The organism is Scytonema sp. PRP1 (assembly GCF_036697665.2).
GTDB classification, from domain to species: domain Bacteria; phylum Cyanobacteriota; class Cyanobacteriia; order Cyanobacteriales; family Nostocaceae; genus Kalymmatonema; species Kalymmatonema gypsitolerans.
Genome location: NZ_JBAHYJ020000081.1, coordinates 46,460 through 63,466, shown reverse-complemented (window position 1 = coordinate 63,466; position 17,007 = coordinate 46,460). Strand labels below are relative to the sequence as shown.

General features: G+C 44.0%; 12 protein-coding genes, 1 tRNA gene and 1 pseudogene. 6 read left to right on the top strand and 8 right to left on the bottom strand.

Annotation, left to right across the window (positions count from 1 at the left end; translation table 11 throughout):
- Positions 1 to 75 precede the first annotated feature (75 nt).
- The 3 genes from V5G28_RS18415 to V5G28_RS18405 all read right to left on the bottom strand — a co-directional run bounded on the left by V5G28_RS18415 (position 76) and on the right by V5G28_RS18405 (position 3,800).
- Positions 76 to 2,679 (bottom strand): methyl-accepting chemotaxis protein, encoded by a 2,604-nt coding sequence (locus tag V5G28_RS18415; protein ID WP_332987305.1) that lies wholly within the window; start codon positions 2,677 to 2,679, stop codon positions 76 to 78.
- 211 nt (positions 2,680 to 2,890) lie between these two features.
- On the bottom strand, positions 2,891 to 3,421 hold the full coding sequence (locus V5G28_RS18410) for a CheW domain-containing protein (protein ID WP_332987304.1): 531 nt from the start codon (positions 3,419 to 3,421) through the stop codon (positions 2,891 to 2,893).
- Positions 3,422 to 3,434: 13 nt separating this feature from the next.
- Positions 3,435 to 3,800, bottom strand: a complete 366-nt coding sequence (locus tag V5G28_RS18405) for a response regulator transcription factor (RefSeq protein WP_073633655.1) — start codon at positions 3,798 to 3,800, stop codon at positions 3,435 to 3,437.
- A gap of 857 nt (positions 3,801 to 4,657) precedes the next feature.
- On the opposite strand from V5G28_RS18405, the gene hmpF reads away from it, so the two are divergent.
- Complete coding sequence (gene hmpF, locus V5G28_RS18400; RefSeq protein WP_332987303.1) at positions 4,658 to 6,394, top strand: pilus motility taxis protein HmpF; 1,737 nt, start codon at positions 4,658 to 4,660, stop codon at positions 6,392 to 6,394.
- Between the two features lie 192 nt (positions 6,395 to 6,586).
- Here hmpF and tilS read toward each other — a convergent pair whose 3' ends face one another.
- Positions 6,587 to 7,621, bottom strand: a complete 1,035-nt coding sequence (gene tilS, locus V5G28_RS18395) for a tRNA lysidine(34) synthetase TilS (protein WP_332987302.1) — start codon at positions 7,619 to 7,621, stop codon at positions 6,587 to 6,589.
- A gap of 296 nt (positions 7,622 to 7,917) precedes the next feature.
- On the opposite strand from tilS, the gene V5G28_RS36770 reads away from it, so the two are divergent.
- Complete coding sequence (locus tag V5G28_RS36770; RefSeq protein WP_442994273.1) at positions 7,918 to 9,768, top strand: insulinase family protein; 1,851 nt, start codon at positions 7,918 to 7,920, stop codon at positions 9,766 to 9,768.
- Positions 9,696 to 10,712 carry a M16 family metallopeptidase gene (locus V5G28_RS36765; protein ID WP_442994272.1) on the top strand — a complete coding sequence of 339 codons (1,017 nt, stop codon included), beginning with the start codon at positions 9,696 to 9,698 and terminating at the stop codon, positions 10,710 to 10,712. Before V5G28_RS36770 ends, V5G28_RS36765 begins: the two co-directional genes overlap by 73 nt.
- 97 nt (positions 10,713 to 10,809) lie before the next feature.
- Here V5G28_RS36765 and V5G28_RS18385 read toward each other — a convergent pair whose 3' ends face one another.
- Both V5G28_RS18385 and V5G28_RS18380 read right to left on the bottom strand, forming a co-directional pair.
- Positions 10,810 to 11,499 carry a group I intron-associated PD-(D/E)XK endonuclease gene (locus tag V5G28_RS18385; RefSeq protein WP_332987301.1) on the bottom strand — a complete coding sequence of 230 codons (690 nt, stop codon included), beginning with the start codon at positions 11,497 to 11,499 and terminating at the stop codon, positions 10,810 to 10,812.
- Between the two features lie 42 nt (positions 11,500 to 11,541).
- Positions 11,542 to 11,614: transfer RNA gene (locus tag V5G28_RS18380), tRNA-Arg, on the bottom strand.
- Between the two features lie 780 nt (positions 11,615 to 12,394).
- On the opposite strand from V5G28_RS18380, the pseudogene V5G28_RS18375 reads away from it, so the two are divergent.
- The 3 genes and pseudogenes from V5G28_RS18375 (at position 12,395) to cutA (ending at position 14,703) form a co-directional block, all read left to right on the top strand.
- Positions 12,395 to 13,234, top strand: a pseudogene (locus tag V5G28_RS18375) (hypothetical protein).
- A gap of 57 nt (positions 13,235 to 13,291) precedes the next feature.
- On the top strand, positions 13,292 to 14,338 hold the full coding sequence (locus V5G28_RS18370; protein WP_332987299.1) for a transposase: 1,047 nt from the start codon (positions 13,292 to 13,294) through the stop codon (positions 14,336 to 14,338).
- 26 nt (positions 14,339 to 14,364) lie between these two features.
- Entirely contained in the window at positions 14,365 to 14,703 is a 339-nt protein-coding gene (gene cutA, locus V5G28_RS18365; protein WP_332987298.1) for a divalent-cation tolerance protein CutA, read from the top strand.
- Positions 14,704 to 14,844: 141 nt separating this feature from the next.
- Here the strand turns inward: cutA and plsY are convergent, their stop codons facing one another.
- Both plsY and V5G28_RS18355 read right to left on the bottom strand, forming a co-directional pair.
- A complete protein-coding gene (gene plsY / locus V5G28_RS18360) occupies positions 14,845 to 15,537 on the bottom strand; it encodes a glycerol-3-phosphate 1-O-acyltransferase PlsY (RefSeq protein WP_332987297.1) in 693 nt (230 codons plus the stop codon).
- A gap of 65 nt (positions 15,538 to 15,602) precedes the next feature.
- Entirely contained in the window at positions 15,603 to 16,886 is a 1,284-nt protein-coding gene (locus V5G28_RS18355; protein ID WP_332987296.1) for a DUF3086 domain-containing protein, read from the bottom strand.
- Between the last annotated feature and the right edge of the window lie 121 nt (positions 16,887 to 17,007).

Below are 17,007 nucleotides of genomic sequence, written 5' to 3'. Positions count from 1 at the left end.
ATCATTAGTCATTGTACAGACGCTTCAAACAGCGCGTCTGTACATCTTTCTCATAGCAAATAACAAATGACTAAATTACTTAGTATTTTCAGCGGTTTCGACTCGGAAGCGTTCAACGGAGGTGATGAGATCGCCAGATACACTCACCAAATTTTGTAAAGCACCGGAAACTCGTTGTGCTTCAAGAGAAGTGTTTTGCGCTGTTAATTCTACAGATTGCATAACAATCGTGACAGCGCGGGAAGTTTTGGTTTGTTCGACTGTGTCCGAGGTAATGCCACGGACTAAAATATCAATGCGCTTGGCGACTTGAATGATGTTTTCTAGCGATCGCTTGGCTTGTTCTGCCAATTTTGTACCTTTAATAACTTGTTGTGTACCTTCCTCCATCGCCGTCATCACAGAGCCTGTATCGCTCTGAATTTGCATCACTATTTGTTCTATTTCTTTCAATGACTTAGCTGATTTATCTGCTAACTGGCGCACTTCATCCGCCACAATTGCAAAGCCCCGTCCGGCAACTCCTGCGCGTGCCGCCTCAATGCTAGCATTGAGTGCTAACAAATTCGTCCTGGAAGCAATCTGGGAAACTAACGCCACAATTTTGGAAATTTCTTGGGAAGACTCCGCCAGTCGCTTGACTTTGCGGGTTGTTTGAGCGACGGTTTGCCGAATTTCTAAAATCCCCGCCACTGTGTTTTCCACTGCTTCTCCACCTTGAACGGCAATGTCGCTAGCCTCACGGGTAACAGCTTCTGCTTCCCGCGCTGCTTCTGCTACGCGTTGGATCGAGTCAGTCATAATCTGTACAGAATTTAGCGTCACCCCTAATTCTTCTGCTTGGCGCAAAGCATCACTTGATAATGCCCTGGCAAAGATTTCAGACTTGGTTGCCCCTGTAGTGACTTCCTGCGCTGCTACTTTCACTTGTTGCACAAGATCGCGGAGGTTTTGGATTGTTAGGTTAAAAGCATCAGCGATCGCTCCGAGTACATCGGCACTCACCTCAGCTTGCACCGTCAAATCTCCCCTAGCGGCTCCTTCCACATCATCTAACAAGCGAATCACTTGGCGTTGCAGGTTTACTCTCGCTGACTCCAGTTCTTGAGCCTTACGTGTCGCTTCATTTGTAGTCGTAAATATAACATGACTCATTTCATTAAAGCTAGCAGCGAGCTGCCCGAATTCGTCTTGTGAAGATACCGTGGCTTGGACATTGAAATTTCCTTGGCGCACAGCATCAAATTGAGCTTGCAGATCTCGTGCAGTGCGGCGAATTTGCCTGTGGGCGAAATTCCCCATAATACCTGTGGTAGCAAAAGAAGTGATTCCTGCTGTTAAGGCGATCGCCCAACCTGTGTTTTGCATAGACTCCCGTTGTTCCGGTGGCGACAAGTTAGCAGCAACAAAGCTGACTCCAGCGACAACCACTGCTGAGACAACACCTACAGTACCAGCGACAATCCATTGCTTGGTTTGTAGAGAGGCATTTTCCAATGGAGCAAGAAAACCTTGCTTGATGGATTGGGGTTTTATCTTCGAGGCATCAGCTTGGGTAAAGACTGTTTCTCCTTGTTGAGAAGTCGTGAGCGTGAATAGTTCCGAGTGACGATGGGGAAGCTCTCCCTCTGCGCCAATGCCCTTTACGGTGGGGAGAGTGGCGTCATCATCTTTAGGGTTGTTTTTTGAAGTGAAATTGCCATTCTCCCCACTAGTTACAGTCTCCACTGTACTGAGTAACTTACCGTTGTTTTCCACTGATGCTGAACGCATCTGTGAATCTTCAAAGCGAGAATCTGCTGTAAGGTCAAACCCTGGTATATTCCCCAAGTCGTCAAATTCATCAAAGTCCTCTAAAAACTCTATATTATTCCCCGGAGAGTTATTTTCGCTCAATGTGCTACTTTTGTTTTCCAAGCTACTGTTTGTTTGTAAATCAAGTGCAAATGCTGGGCTAGTATTTTGCTGTTTAATCTCCGAATTTGTGTTAGCAGAATTTGTATTATTTTCTTCCTTTTGAAGACTCTGTTGTGAAATATGTTCCAGCCAAAAATTCGGCAACTCTAATTCTGCTTGCGTTTTTCCATGACTTGCATGACTGAGTTTTGATGCCTCTTGTTGATTAACAGCAAAAGGGTTGTCGCTAAAATTTTCTTTGGAATGAGACGTACCAGATACAGTTCTATCGTTTCTTGGTAGCTCAAATGCACTGCTAACAGGTACTTCTACGTCGTCAGCGTCTTGATGCTTATCCAAGGAGTTTAAATCAAAGCTGTTACTATTAAAATCTTGATAATGCGCCAAATCTTCTAATTCTTGTTGCTGAGCTTGAGGTTCAAAAGAGTCCGAAAAATTCTTGTTTTCATCATCGTCCTTCTCAACCACGACCGCGTCTACTTCACCTTGGTATTTTTTTATCTTGTCAATACCATTTTGGGCAAGGCTGATGAGTTCTTGGTCATCGGTGAACTCCAACACCTTTTGGTATTCTGCTTTTGCCACCTCATACTGCTGCAAAATGTAGTAGACGTGACCCCGGAGCAAACGGATGTTAGGGTCATCAGGTAAATCTTGCACCACTTGGTCGATGAGAGTGGCTGCTTGTTCGTAGTTTCCTTGTACGTAGGCTTTATAAGCTTGCTGATATATCTGCTCGCAATCTTTTATACTCGCTGCCATTTCCTGCCTCCATTTCATACCAATTTGAAAAAAGAATGCGACAGATACACACTCCCAAACCCTGGTTATCTTAGGCTTTCTTAATGCCGTACCTTATGAATTTTGAATTTTGTAGACGCCTCCTGGGCGGTGAGACAGCCCTGCAGGAGGGTTTCCCTCCGTAGGCGACTGCGAACCCGAAGGGCTTCCCGCAGGGTATTTTGAATTGGTATCATCCTGCCCACCGTGTACTTCGTAAAATTGCCGTTTGATCAAGCAGCTGCAGACACTGATTTTTTTTTGCCTCTAGTATCCACTCTCCCCGCAAAAACGGAGCCATTGTGTCTGGGACACGAGTTGGTGCGACCAAATGTTTTACGTCAAGCCAATCCATACCACCAATTGCTTCAACTGCCAAGCCGACTATTGTGTCTTGCTCTTCTATCGCAATCACAGGAATGTCAGTTCGGTTCGTGTTCAAGGCAGTTGGTTCTCCCAAAAATTGACCCAAATCAGCCACCCAAATGACTCGACCTCGTAGATTTAGAGTACCCAAAAGCAAAGCAGAAGCGTTAGGAATCGGTGTAATTCTATCAGGGCTGAGTTCGATAACCTCCCGAATACCTGTGGCTAGTAGTGCAAACTCCTGATTTGAGGGAATATAAAACCTTAAAAATAACTCTGTTTCTGGACTTTCTACTTGTAATTCAGGACGGGAGTGGTCTTGTCCGCTTCCTTCTAAAAAGTCCGGTTTATTGACCATGTTGTGTTCATCCTTATCCTCGCAGCAATTGTTTGACTGTTTCCACCAATTCAGTTGGTTGGAAGGGCTTGGCTATATAAGCATCTGCTCCTTGCTTCATACCCCAGTAGCGATCAAATTCTTCCCCTTTGGAAGAACACATCACCACTGGAAGATTTTGGGTTGTTGGATCAGACTTTAGGCGACGGCAAACTTCGTAGCCGTTCATCCGAGGCATGACGATATCCAAAACTACTAAATCCGGACAAGCAGTTTGAATTGCCTCCAATGCTTCTACTCCATCACTGGCATGGGTGACTGTTAAACCACTCGCTTTCAGAAGGTATGTAAGCATCTCCCTTTGTGCAATACTGTCTTCCACAATCAGAACTGTACTCATAAAACGCCTATGTACCTCCTGATGTAGACGTTCCTAATTGGAAACATTTCCTGATTTCCCCACAAACATTTACTGTATAAAATAATTCTATTTTTCACTCATTTCTTAAATAATAAGCTTATACTAAGGCTTGATATTTTTTTACTACCGGTCTAAGGGTGGTCAGTTGCTGGGTCAGTGCCGAACTTATAGCCGTAAGAACCCGGAGTAAGGTACACAAAGAAATAATGAACCACAGATGGACAATAAATAAAAGTTTTTCCTCTGTCTTCCCCCTCTTGTAGGGGGGATGGGGGGGTGGACACGAGATTTATAATTACTTCATTCAATTGAATTGCGCTATAGATCGAATTTAGCATTTAGGTAATATACTTTGGTAATGTTAGTAATACTACGGAAGCCAGTATCACTACTATCAGTACAAAATAGAAATAAGTGACAAGTTAGTTTCATAGATATTAAAACGTGACATATAGCAGTCCTAAATCATTTGTGAGATTTTATGATTGTTTTTCTTGGCGTCCTTGCCTCAAGAGCGGTTTTTTCATTCTCACGACTCCTGCACGGATTTGTATATCACGTCTATAAAAATATTGTCTGTAGTGTCTGTTCATTAATCTCACACTGAAGATAAATGAGACAACATAGTGCAACTCTTTTTTAACACTGAACAGTACCACCCGCAGTTATCAGTTAAATACGAGTGGTCGCGCGTCCCCCACCAAGAGTGTGGAAGGCGTTGGTGGCGGTGAGCGCATCCCCCACCATACGCCGTCAGGACTGATAACTGATAACTGATAACTGTTTTAAGGTATAGCTTCAAACACGAATATTAAGTACACAAAAGGAATAATGGTGTGCTGTATTTAGCAGAAGTACAAAAGCAGAAAGGCGGCTTACTTGGTGGTGCCAAAACCCAACTAAAACTACTGGCTTGTCAGCGAACTGACCAGAGTTGGAGTACAGTTTCGGAAGAAGTGATTGCTGCTGAGGAAGCTGGCAAATTAAGTGATGGAGTCCTCGTATTGGTTGAAATAAATCCGAATCGTCATGTGCAACGGATTCAGGAAGCAGGGCGTCCTTTAGTTAATATTTTGCACAATTTTTCCCGTCAATTGGAAAAATTTAAGATCAAAGAAGAAGAAATTGACCAGTGGAAGCAGTCTTTGACGTTTCAAGCACAAGAGTTGAATCGCCGTGAAATAGATATGGAAGCTCGCTTGGAAGAACTGCAACAAATGGAGGCGCAACAACAAGAATTAGAGACTTCCCGCGAGGAAATTGAAAAGTTGCAAACAGAAAGCTTGAGCAACCGTCAAGAACTGGAAGGAGCATGGGATCACTTGCGGGGAGAGCAGCGTCGTTTCGAGGAGTACAAAGCAGAGTACCAGCACTCTGCTGTGTTGGATGAGGAACTAAGTCGAGCGCTAAACGAGTTACTTGCTCAACTGCTAAAGAGCGTTGCTCCTACAGAAACAGTACGCGAACACCTGAATTTTGCCTTTGAAATGCTTGAAAGCCAGCAGGCAATTTTAAACCCACACTGGCAACAACTCCAACAGCAAAAAACTCCAGTTAACCAACAGCAGGAAGAAGTTGAGCGCCAGTCGCAAGAATTATCTGAACGCCAAAGAGAATGGCAGCAAGCTCAAGATTCTCTCGCGCAGCAAATAGCTGAATTGAACGTGAATACAGCTACTGTTGAGCGCAAGCAAGAGTATGCGCGAGTCCTAAAAGAGCAATTGCGACACCAAGAAGAATTACACCAGAAGCTCCACTTGTTTGCTGCAACAATTGTTGATGTAATTCCCACTCATAAAGTTGATGTGGCAGCTTTGGAAAAAATGCCTCTAGAACAACTGCAAGATATGGTGCCAGACTTGCAGCAGAAGTTGAACATCGACTCTAGCTTTGTCCATGAGCAGGAACAAGAACTGAAAGAAAAACAAAAAAATATAGAAGAACTCCAACAGAAAATCAACCAAGCATCCCAACCAGAAAGCGGTTTCTTAGAAGCCGAACTGGCTGATGAAAAAGACCTCTACCAAATGCTTAATGAAACTTTGGTAGGACAACGTCGCAATTTGCTTGAGCGGCAGTATATTTTCAAGCAACATCAAACACTACTGCTGCGGCGACAAGGAAAAACTCTTGTGAATGAACAAGAGGAGACAAATATGGATTTAAAATCAATTCTTCTAGAAATTGAAATACAGCGACAACAACAGTCACAGGAGTTGGAAAACCTAGAGCGTGAGATTGAGCAGATGCGTGCCAATATTGAGCAAATGCAGGAGGTCATTGCCCAACAAAGGCAACAGCAGGAAACTCAACGCGACTCACTACAAACTCTGGAGCAAAACTTGTTTCTTTTGCAAACAGTAACCGCAGAATCGCGAGGACGATTGAATTTATATTATGAAGCGCTACAACCTATTCAGGATTGTGTCGATGGAATGCGGCAAAAGCTACAAGGAATTGCTGAATCGTTAGCCTCAGTGCAGGAAACAGGCGAGTATCAACTCCAAGCAGTTACCCAAATACGTCAGACACTCCTAAGTTTGATATCTCAACCGCAGTTACCAACCTCTTGAGAAAGAAAGAAGAAAGAAAATATAAAAAAGAAAATAGAAAATAGAATAAAGAATGATTTCTTTGTTGATTAAATTTGCAACACTTAAATTTATGAAAATGAAACCATAAAATAAAGCCACAAATGAACACAGATACATACAAATAAATTATCTGTGTCCATCTGTGTCCATCTGTGGTTCTAAATATTTCTTCTATTCTTCCTTCTTCAAATTTATGTAGATCCAGTCACCTTCAACTCGGGCGATCGCACCACCAGGAAATGGATCAGTCTGTGAACGGTTTGGTGCTGTAATTAATGCTGTCAGTTTTTCAATTTGCTCGAAACTAGAAGCGTGAAGTATTTCTTGTAATACCTGACGCATGACGCGACGTTGTAGCGCCAGTGGTGCTTGGCGCAATACACGACGGTTTAGCTTTATTTGGTCTGAAATATAGGCAATTTCTACCTCATCCCCCTCATCGCTCCATTTTCCACCCATCGCCTCTTGGCGCAACTGATAAGCTGCTTGTTCTAAATATTCCACTTCTGCTTGCAGAATTTCCGCAGTTTGGGCAACGGTTGATTCAACTTGAGGGTTGAAATTTTCTTGCAAATATGGTAATATATCTTGGCGAATACGGTTACGAGCGAATTTCAAATCTTGATTTGTCGAATCTTCCCAAACAGGTAGTTGAAAGTCTTGGCAAAATTCTCCTGTTTGTGTACGAGTAATTTCTAACAAGGGACGTACAAGCACGATGCCGTCATTTAGCAGACGTTGCCACGTTAATGCTTGCAAGCCATCAGCACCTGTACCGCGAATTAAGTTGTAAAGCAAGGTTTCAGCGCGATCGCTTGCTGTGTGACCTGTAACAATACAATGAAATTGGTTTTCGCGGGCGATCGCACTCAAAGCTTGATACCGCCAGTCGCGTGCAGCAGCTTCGCTTTTTAAAGGTTCGTTCGCTGTTTGTAAATAAAACGAAACACCCCAATTTTGTGCCAAGCTTTTTACATGACTAGCATTTGCCTGGGAGTCAGGACGCCAGCGATGGTCGCAGTGAGCAACACCTAGATGCCATCCCCATTTTCGTTGCAAATCTAACAGTAATTTGACCAGACACAGAGAATCTTGTCCGCCAGAGACGGCAACTAAGAGCCGTTGGTTACGCTCAAAGAGGTGGCGTGAGCGGATAGTGCGGTGTATTTTTGCATGGAGAGGAGTCCAGGGAGTGCGATCGCTCATTCAGCAATTTAAAGTTTAGGACACGTTCGGCGGAAGCCGTCTCGTTCGCGTAGCGTCTCCGACAGGAGAAGAGAAGGAAGAAATAGGTAATCTTGCACTCTTGATGGGAGCCATTCAGTCATGAGAGTAACAAGCCAATGTCACTAAGCCGTAACATTGGCTTGTTAGACTGAGTTTAAGCAAATATTAAATTTCGTTTTATTACCACACGTGATGCTCTCTTGTTTGGTAAATAGCAACAGAGCATTTTTGTAGCATATATTTGTTGACACCCTTTATTTATTGTGTAACCTACCATGCCTTTTTTCTCAAAGCTGCGTCCATTGATTATGGCGGGCTTTTTCTTCAGCTTAGTTTTAAGTGGAGTGCTATCACTAAGCAATATCAGCAATGCTGCAACACCAGGTGCAGTTACACCTGTATCAGGTCTGTCCCTGACTCAAGGGGTGCGTAAAACGGTATTGGAAAATGGCTTAACAGTGTTAACCAAGGAAGTTCATACTGCACCTGTGGTGAGTGTACAGGTATGGTATCGAGTTGGTTCGCGCAACGAGAAAGCGGGGGAGAGTGGCATCTCCCACCAGCTAGAGCATTTGATGTTCAAGGGAACCACTGAACGTCCGGTGCAGTTTGGTCGGTTATTTAGTGCATTGGGCAGTCAGTTCAATGCTTTTACTAGCTATGACGAAACAGCTTATTTTGGCACAGTGCAGCGCGACAAATTGCAAGCACTGCTCACCCTAGAAGCTGATCGCATGGAAGGCGCTTTAGTAGGATCCGAACAACTGACAAGTGAGAAGCGCGTAGTTATCTCAGAGTTACAAGGATACGAAAATTCTCCAGCATATCGCCTTAATCGGGCAGTTATGCGATCAGCTTTCCCGAACCGAGCTTATGGCTTACCTGTGGGAGGCACAAAAGCCGATGTGGAGAAATTCACCGTGCAGCAGGTACGGGACTATTACAAAACCTACTACAGCCCTGACAATGCCACCCTGGTGATTACGGGAGATTTTGCGACTGAACCCGTGCTGAAAAATGTCCAAGAAACTTTTGGGAAGCTGGCGAAACGGACATCGAGAGCAGGGGGAGAAATTAATTCAAAATTAGGAGTCTCTTCCTCATCTCCCTCATCCTCCTCATCCCCCTCATCAGGTAAAAAATCACCTATTGTCCTGAAAGAGCCAGGAAGCGCCGCACTATTGCAAGCTGTTTATCCTCTACCAGATCTTAATCATCCAGACGTACCTGCAATTGATGTTATGGATGCCATTCTCACGGGCGGACGTAGCTCGCAGCTTTACCAAGCTTTGGTAGAATCTGGCTTGGCTAGCTCACTGAGTGCAAGTCCTGCAGAACTCATCGAACCTGGTTGGTACGAAATTAATGCTACCGCTGCTCCAGGTCAACAGCTTGGGAAAATTGCCTCTGTGCTGCAACAGTCTTTGGCTCAATTGCAACAGCAACAAGTTACCGAAGCAGAATTGAACCGAGCAAAGACGCAACTGCAAGCTTCCTTTGTACTCAGTAACCAGGACATCACCTCTCAAGCAACGCAGCTGGGGTATAACCAAACTGTGGCTGGGGATTATCGCTATGTTGAGCGGTATCTGGAAGCGATCGCCAAAGTCTCAGCAGCAGATGTGCAGCGAGTGGCGAAAACTTACCTCAATCCTGCTAAACAAACTATCGGCTTTTTTGAACCGACTCAACCAGATGGTAAGCCAGGAACTTCCAGTGGTGGTTCTGGTCGCACTGTAGAAAACTTCAGCCCCGGTAAGCCTGTAGATCCGGCAGAACTTGCCAAATACCTTCCCCCTGCAACATCAGCCACCGCTTCGACGACTCAACCGCTAGCAGAGCAATTCACTCTTAAAAATGGGTTGCGCGTTTTCCTTCTAGCTGACCACAGCGTCCCCACCGTTAACCTAAGCGGACAAATAGACGCAGGTAGCGAATTTGACACAAATCCTAAAGCAGGATTATCAAGTCTTGTTGCTACCAATTTAATGAATGGGACTCAGACAAAAAACGCTCTAACTCTAGCAAAAACGTTGGAGGACCGGGAGTCAGCTTGGGATTCAATGCGAGTCGGGAAGGAGTTAGTATTGGTGGAAATGGGCTATCTGCTAATCTGCCGATATTGATTCAAACTCTAGCAGATGTGGTGCAAAATGCTACCTTCCCAGACAACCAGTTAGAACTCAGCCGTCAGCGGGCGTTAATAAGCCTGAAAGTACAGCTCGATGATCCTCGCGGACTGGGACGGCGCGTATTCCAGCAAGCAATTTATCCTGAAAATCATCCGTTTCATAGCTTTCCCACAGAAGAAAGCTTAAAAAGCGTGACTCGTGATGATGTGCTTCGCTTTTACCAAGAACACTACCGACCAGATACGACAACGATCGCCCTGGTTGGTGACTTTGACCCAAATCAAGTCAAAGCGCTATTCAATCAAGCTTTCGACAAATGGCAAGCTCAAGGTAAGCCACCGACTCTCAACTTACCGACCGTGTCTTTACCGCAAACTATGAAACGCTTAAGTGCAGTCATTCCTGGAAAGGCGGAGGCTGTGACCTATATTGGTTACAATGGTATCTCGCGGAAAGACCCTCGTTTCTACGCTGCAGAGGTACTGAATCAAATTTTGGGCGGCGATACTTTGTCTAGCCGTTTGGGTACTGAGGTGCGCGATCGCCAAGGTCTAACCTACGGTATCTACAGTGCCTTTGCTGCAGGTATCAATCCCGGTCCATTCTTGATTCAAATGCAGACTGCACCAAGTGATGCTCAAAAGGCTATTACCAGCGCTTTAGCTTTACTCAAGCAATTGCGAGAGCAAGGAATCACCGAAGCGGAATTGAACACGGCAAAACGCTCAATAACTAATAGTTACCCTGTGGAATTAGCTAATCCTAGTAATGTGGCAACCATAGTTTTAGAAAATGCCATTTACGGTCTTTCTCAAGCGGAGATTCGAGAATTTCCCAAGCGCATTCAAGCTGTGACTTTGCCTCAAGTGCAGCAAGCAATTCAGGAGTTAATTCATCCAGATAAATTAGTCATTACCACTGCTGGTTCAGGAGCATAAAGAGAAACTCAGAAAAGAGCAAGAAATATCGCACTCCTAAATGATTTGCGAGTAAGTGGTAGGTGGAATTCTTCTTTTGGTCTACCATCTACCACTTCTATTCTGATAGTTTTGCATAAGCTTTTTTAACCCAGTATCCTCTGGGTGGCTTTTCAATTTCATAAGCTTTACACCATTTTTCGACAGCCTTGTCAGATACTCCAAACTCTTTAGCTATTTGTGCTGTTGGTCTTTCCCACACCAGTTTTTGTAATTCTTCTTTAGTAGGTTTTTCGACTATTCTTGTGTGAATTCTAGAATCTAGGTTCACCTTCCTAGTGGTTAAATCAACTCCAAATTCTTTGTAAGTTCGCTTAATCGCTTCTTCTGTAAAGTTTGTAAAATCTTCCCACCAGTAAAAAGGATTAGGCGATTTCGGTGGTGTTGTTCTGATGCAGCAACCACCAAATTTAATTGCTGGATAAATGACCTGATCTATATCTGACAAGTAAACCGCATAGAAGTCAAAGTCATCTGCTTGGTACTTTTTCTCATGGCATCCGTTTTTATCTGCCCAACTCGTTTTATTTTTTACTGTATTATGGGCAGCGTACTTAGCTTGTACCCTGTAACATTTCCCGTTCTTGTAGGCAATCAAATCAAATCCCAAATGCTCACAGACAACAGGTGTAAAAACCGAGTAACCTTTTGCGGTTAGGTCTGCTATTGCTTTGGTAGCAGCAATATCTGCCTTATTTTTTGTATGGTGTAGCAATATTAATATGAACCCTCTACTTGGCTGAATCATCGTACCATTTTAGTAGGCTTAAGGGTTCGTATTTAGTTATAACGGGCGCGGCAGGACTCGAACCTGCGACCAACGGATTAGAAATCCGTGGCTCTATCCACTGAGCTACGCGCCCAAACGAATATACTGGCTCACTCTACAGTCAGCTATCATATTATATCTGTAAACATGAGCAAAAGGCAATTCAGAATTATTGCAGATTTCATATTGGTAAAGCTAAGATCCAAGTCGTCCCAAGAGTTAGTAAATGTACACCGAAAAGAAAGAAAATGGATTATAGGTTAGTTATACTGTTTTGTCAATGGGTTTGCTAAGGCAAACGCAAAGAAAGCGGACGCTAAGCGCAAGCGCGAGCAACCTGGGTACCTACTTTGAATATTTTCCGTGTAAACAATGGCTAGGTGAGGAGTTATTGCCAGTGTCATGTTGATTATGAAACGGCAAAATATTCAAATATAGCAACAGCCAAGGTGGTTAGGACATCAACAGATCATAAAACCTAGACACAAAAAGACTTTTCACCCAGTCCAAGAGTCCCCAGTCCAAGCGTCCCCTACTATATCTACCATGTAGCACGCACGCACTGGCTCAGCAGGTACCAACATTCTATATATCAAGCGTATTTTGGCAATACCAACTTTTCCTGTCAAGTGGTTACCTGTCAAGTGGTTCATAACTTACAAAATATGCCTTTATGAGAACGAACGCTTTTTATCAGTTGGCTAAATCAATCTCCGTTAAGTAAACTGTGGCATTAGCGCTCTAGTAGTTTTTCATCATGTTGGATGATCTATTGCGTTTATATTAATTTGACTTGTTAGCTTTGAGTACGGCTGTTTCTTAAACAGTCAATGAGTCAAAAAACTGCTAGAGTGCATTTATACAGTAAAGTTCTATGAGTAGCGTTTACAACAGGTCACACCGTCCCAAATTTATGTTTTCCACTCAGAGTATTGTCTTAGCTAACCTAGGCTGGAGTCTCCTAGTACGATTGTACTTTTTTTTGTTTAGTGCTAGAATTCCAGGCTCAGATAGCATAGAAAGGCGTGGTGATTGCTACGTTACTGGTACATATATTCTTGAAACCATAGCTGATCTGAGTGCCAATGTCTTATGCTTGAGAAATTGGTGCAGTAGACAAATTGTTAGTGTTCGGGATGTTTGGCTAGCAATCGACATCGGTATGGTTTGTTATTTCATTGGAGGGATATTTTTCGGTTATACGGAAATAGTCTTGAAAGAAGAACTTATAGTTTCCCTTGGCGATGTGTTTTTTGTGATAACTTATTTGTTGCTGGGGATAGGCATGATTTTGGCAGTGGCTTGTAGGGAACGAAATCTACAAAGATGGCAGTGGTTCATTTTGTTGCCAATTGGAGCTTTTGGTAGTGTGTTGGCATGGTTATCTGATCAACCACAAGCAACAGTTCAGGATCAGACGCCAACTAGGGTAGAAAGTATTGCTCCAATTTTGAATTGGTTTTCTATCGTCAGTGATCTGCGGCTGTTAATGATCGCCACTACCTCAATGTTAGCCTTTTGGCATGAAAGAATGCCTTTGTCTGAGCGAATTATTGCAGCAACAGCATTTTCGCTTAAGATTGCAGATATGTGGTTTAAAAACGCCACAAATTGGATTCCCAACTATCAAACTGGGGAGATTTTAGAGGAATTTTGGGTATGGAGTTGAGTTTTATTTGGCATGGGCGCTGTCCTGGAATACGACGCATCATGAAACCGTTCACGACGTGCCAGTGGAAGAAAACAAGCTTAGAAATTTGTGGTGTCTACCGTGAGAAAACTAACAGAATCAGATAAACACGAAATCCTGAAATTATATCGCGAAACTGCCGAAACGACCTCAACTTTGGCAGACCGCTATGGCGTGAGTAACTCGACGATTAGCCGCTTACTCAAAAGTACTTTGCCAGAAGATGAGTATGAATACCTCGTCTCTTTAAAGCGTGCCGCAAGAACTCCTGAAGGAAGGGCACAGGTAGACTATGAAAACCTGCCTGTGTTTAGCACTGAGGCAGAGGAAGAGCAGACACAACAACCAGCATCTGCTGTTCCTGAGCCTGTAGTTGAGGTTCAGCCGCCGCAGGAAGAGCCAGTTGTGGAACAGGAGCCGCAGCCTATAGAAGTTGATGAACCAATTCCTGCTATCAGACGAGTGAAGCGGCGCACCTCAGCGCCAACAACAAAACCAATACCAAGACGAATTGAGCGAGTTGAGCAACCAGTTGCTGAGCAATTGGAACTTTTAGAACAAAAACCTCCAGAGAAACCTCCAGAGAAACCTCCAGAAATCACAAGCATTCCCAGTCCCCTTTTAGAAGATAGACGTCCAGAAGCCAACGTCATCGCAGAAATGTTTGGCGAAGACTTATTGGGTGAGTCAGATGATTTAGAGGATTTGGAAGAAGATGATTTAGACGATGACGAAGAGGAATACTCAGACGAAGAGGACTTTGAACCAGCTCGACCTTTTGTCACAAGACCAAGATCGGGAGAGTCATTAGTTCGAGTTTTGCCACTGTCAGCAGCCAGTTTGCCCAAAACTTGCTATTTGGTAATAGACCGGTCGTCGGAATTAATTACTCGTCCACTCAGGGACTTTGGCGACTTGGGGCAAATTCCTAACTTAGAAACCCAGCAAAGAACGCTCCCAGTATTTGATAACCACCGAGTGGCAAAGCGCTTCTCAACCAAGCGCGATCGCGTGATTAAAATTCCCGATAGTAAAATGCTGCACAAGGCTCGTTATCATCTACAGGCAAAGGGAATCACTCGATTGTTGATTGATGGTCAGGTTTACTCTTTGTCCTCTAGTGTTTAATTATGAGGAGCGAAAAAGTTTTGGTCATGGCTGAATCAACAGGCTACGGTGTAGTGTTTGTAACAGCTTCTTCAGAGCAGGAGGCACAAGCGATCGCAAATGCTCTAGTAGAGGCTAAACTTGCTGCGTGTGTTAGTCTGTTGCCAATCCATTCCATTTATACTTGGCAAGGACAAATACACAAGGAGCAGGAATGGCAATTGCTGATTAAAACAGACTTGAGCAAATTTCCTATTTTGTCAGCAAAAATTTGTGAACTGCACTCGTATGAAGTACCGGAAATTATTGCTGTACCTATTGTTGCTGGTTCTCAACCCTATCTAAAATGGATTGGCGAGCAAGTGATACCGAGTGCTGAGTTCTAAGGAAGCCGTGAGCCATAAGTCCTGAGTCCTGAGTAAAAATTTGTAAGGATTCAGGTCAAAGAAAGTGTTTGTGAATTGGTTACTTTCTCCCCTCCTCGCTTGCGGGGAGGGGTAAGGGGTGGGGTCACACAAAACCTCATTCTAAGAGGCTGAATTTACAGTTTCTTGCTGTTCCACCTGTAATTTTTGCCCTAATTTTGGCTCAGTCCCTGCAAGTATACGCCCAACATTACTACTGTGTCGCCAAATCACATACAAGCCTGCAAGAACACCAAACAAGATGTAAGGTAACGGTTGATGCAGGAGTACCATGAAAATAGAAACGGCAACAGCACCAGCAATCGAACTCAAAGAGACAATCCGCGATATTGCCAGCATAACGGCAAAGACGCCAAAGGTCGCCAAACCTACCTGCCAATTCATCGCCAACAAAATACCCAAACCGGTCGCCACAGATTTCCCACCAGTGAAGCCTAAAAAGATTGACTTACTGTGTCCAAGTATGGCAGCTAAGCCGGCGAAAGTGACCATAAAAGGTTGCCATAACTCGGTATTTATCTCTCGAGGAATGAAATCTTGACTGCCAGCAAAGTGGAAAAACCAGTCAACCAGGGCGATCGCCAAAACTCCTTTCAAGCAATCTATCACTAAAACAAATGCCCCTGGTCCTGTGCCTAAAATTCTCAGCACATTGGTTGCTCCTGTTGAGCCAGAACCAACTGAGCGAATATCAATGCCTTTCAGTAGCTTAGCTACTGTGTAGCCAGTGGGTGTAGAACCCACTAGATAAGCCACAACCAAAACCCCCGCGCACAAACTTAACCAAATAGCCATATTTAAGAGTTATGAGTTATGAGTTTTTTGTTTTTGGTTCTTTGTGACTCAGCACTAACGACGACTTAGTAGTTATCATCATAACTTCTCATCATTTTCGGGTCAGGAGCAAAAGCTAACCATAAGGGAAATTGCAACAGTGCCAAACTAATTTGCTCTTCAGAATCGTCAATCAAAATCAGAGGGAGTTGATTGGCTTTTACCAGTCGATCTGCTTTTTGTGCCAAAGCTTCAGGTGTTTCAAATAATACTACACCTCTGTCTGGTCCAAAGTCTGGACGACCTATTCCCAAACAGTCCTGCAAGCCACGCCGCCATTCACCTAAACGTTCTGGCGTATTCGCTAACACCAAAGTGCGGATGCGATCGCCATACAACTTGTGTAATATCGAAATCACTGCTGAGGCAATGAGAATATTCTGCAACCTACTGCCTGTCGTCCGTAAAGCGCCCCGTCCTCCTTGGCTAAAAAACCAGTTGGAGACTCGTTCTGCATGCACTGGTTCAAAGGTGCGGCGCAGTTGCCACGGTGGACCGTAATAATCTGGTTTCGTGCGATACTGGTCAATCAGGCGGCGAACTTGTTTTGTTGTATCTTGGAACTGCTGTTGAGCAAATTGTGGTGTTCCTAGCTGCTCTTCGGCTGGCTTAACCTGTTTGATCTCTAGCTTTTCTGGTTCCGGTTTCTGTTTTGGTACCAGTTGCAACTGTTCTGCTGCGGCTGCCAAATCTTGTAAACTGCCCGTGAGATAATCTTTAAAACCCTGTACCCGAATCGCTAAGTCTTGAGAAGTCCCTGCAAAAGTGGTTCGCATTTCGTTGCGAATCCGTTCTTGACGGCGTTCTAGCTGTTCCACAGAAATTTGCAGCGCCGCTTTGCGTTGTTCTAGCCCTGATAGGGTTTCTTGCACCAGTTGTGTCATCGCCATTTGAGTTTCGCCCAATTGCGCCTGAACAGTTTTGTAGGATAATTGCAGGTTGGCTATTTCTTCTTTTAGCGCTTGTTTTTGGCTTTGTAACTGCGCGACTCGTTGCGCGGCTTCTTTTTCTTGGCGATTATATTTTGATTCTACTTCTGACCCCAGCGCGGTAGTTTCCTTTTCTAACAGCGTCACCACTTCAGCAGTTGACTGCTGTGTTAATTCATCTGTAAGGCTTTGTTCTTCTGCATCTAAATTGGATCGAGCAGAAGTTGGTTGGTCATTTTGTCTATCAACTGTGGAGTTTGGCGCTGCTCTTTCCACCACTGACTCAACAGATGAATTTTCTGGTTGCTCAAGTTTTGGTTGTTCTTTTTGCATCAACGACTCATCAGTTGTTTGTGGTGTTTGAGATTCCTCGGGGTTCATAAACAATAGTGTAATTCCTATGACACGAATAAATAGCTTTCAGCAATCTATATTAAGTCTGAATTAAGTCTGAGATAGCCTTAAGTGATGAGTGATCACAACTGAAGTCATGTCCAGTCAT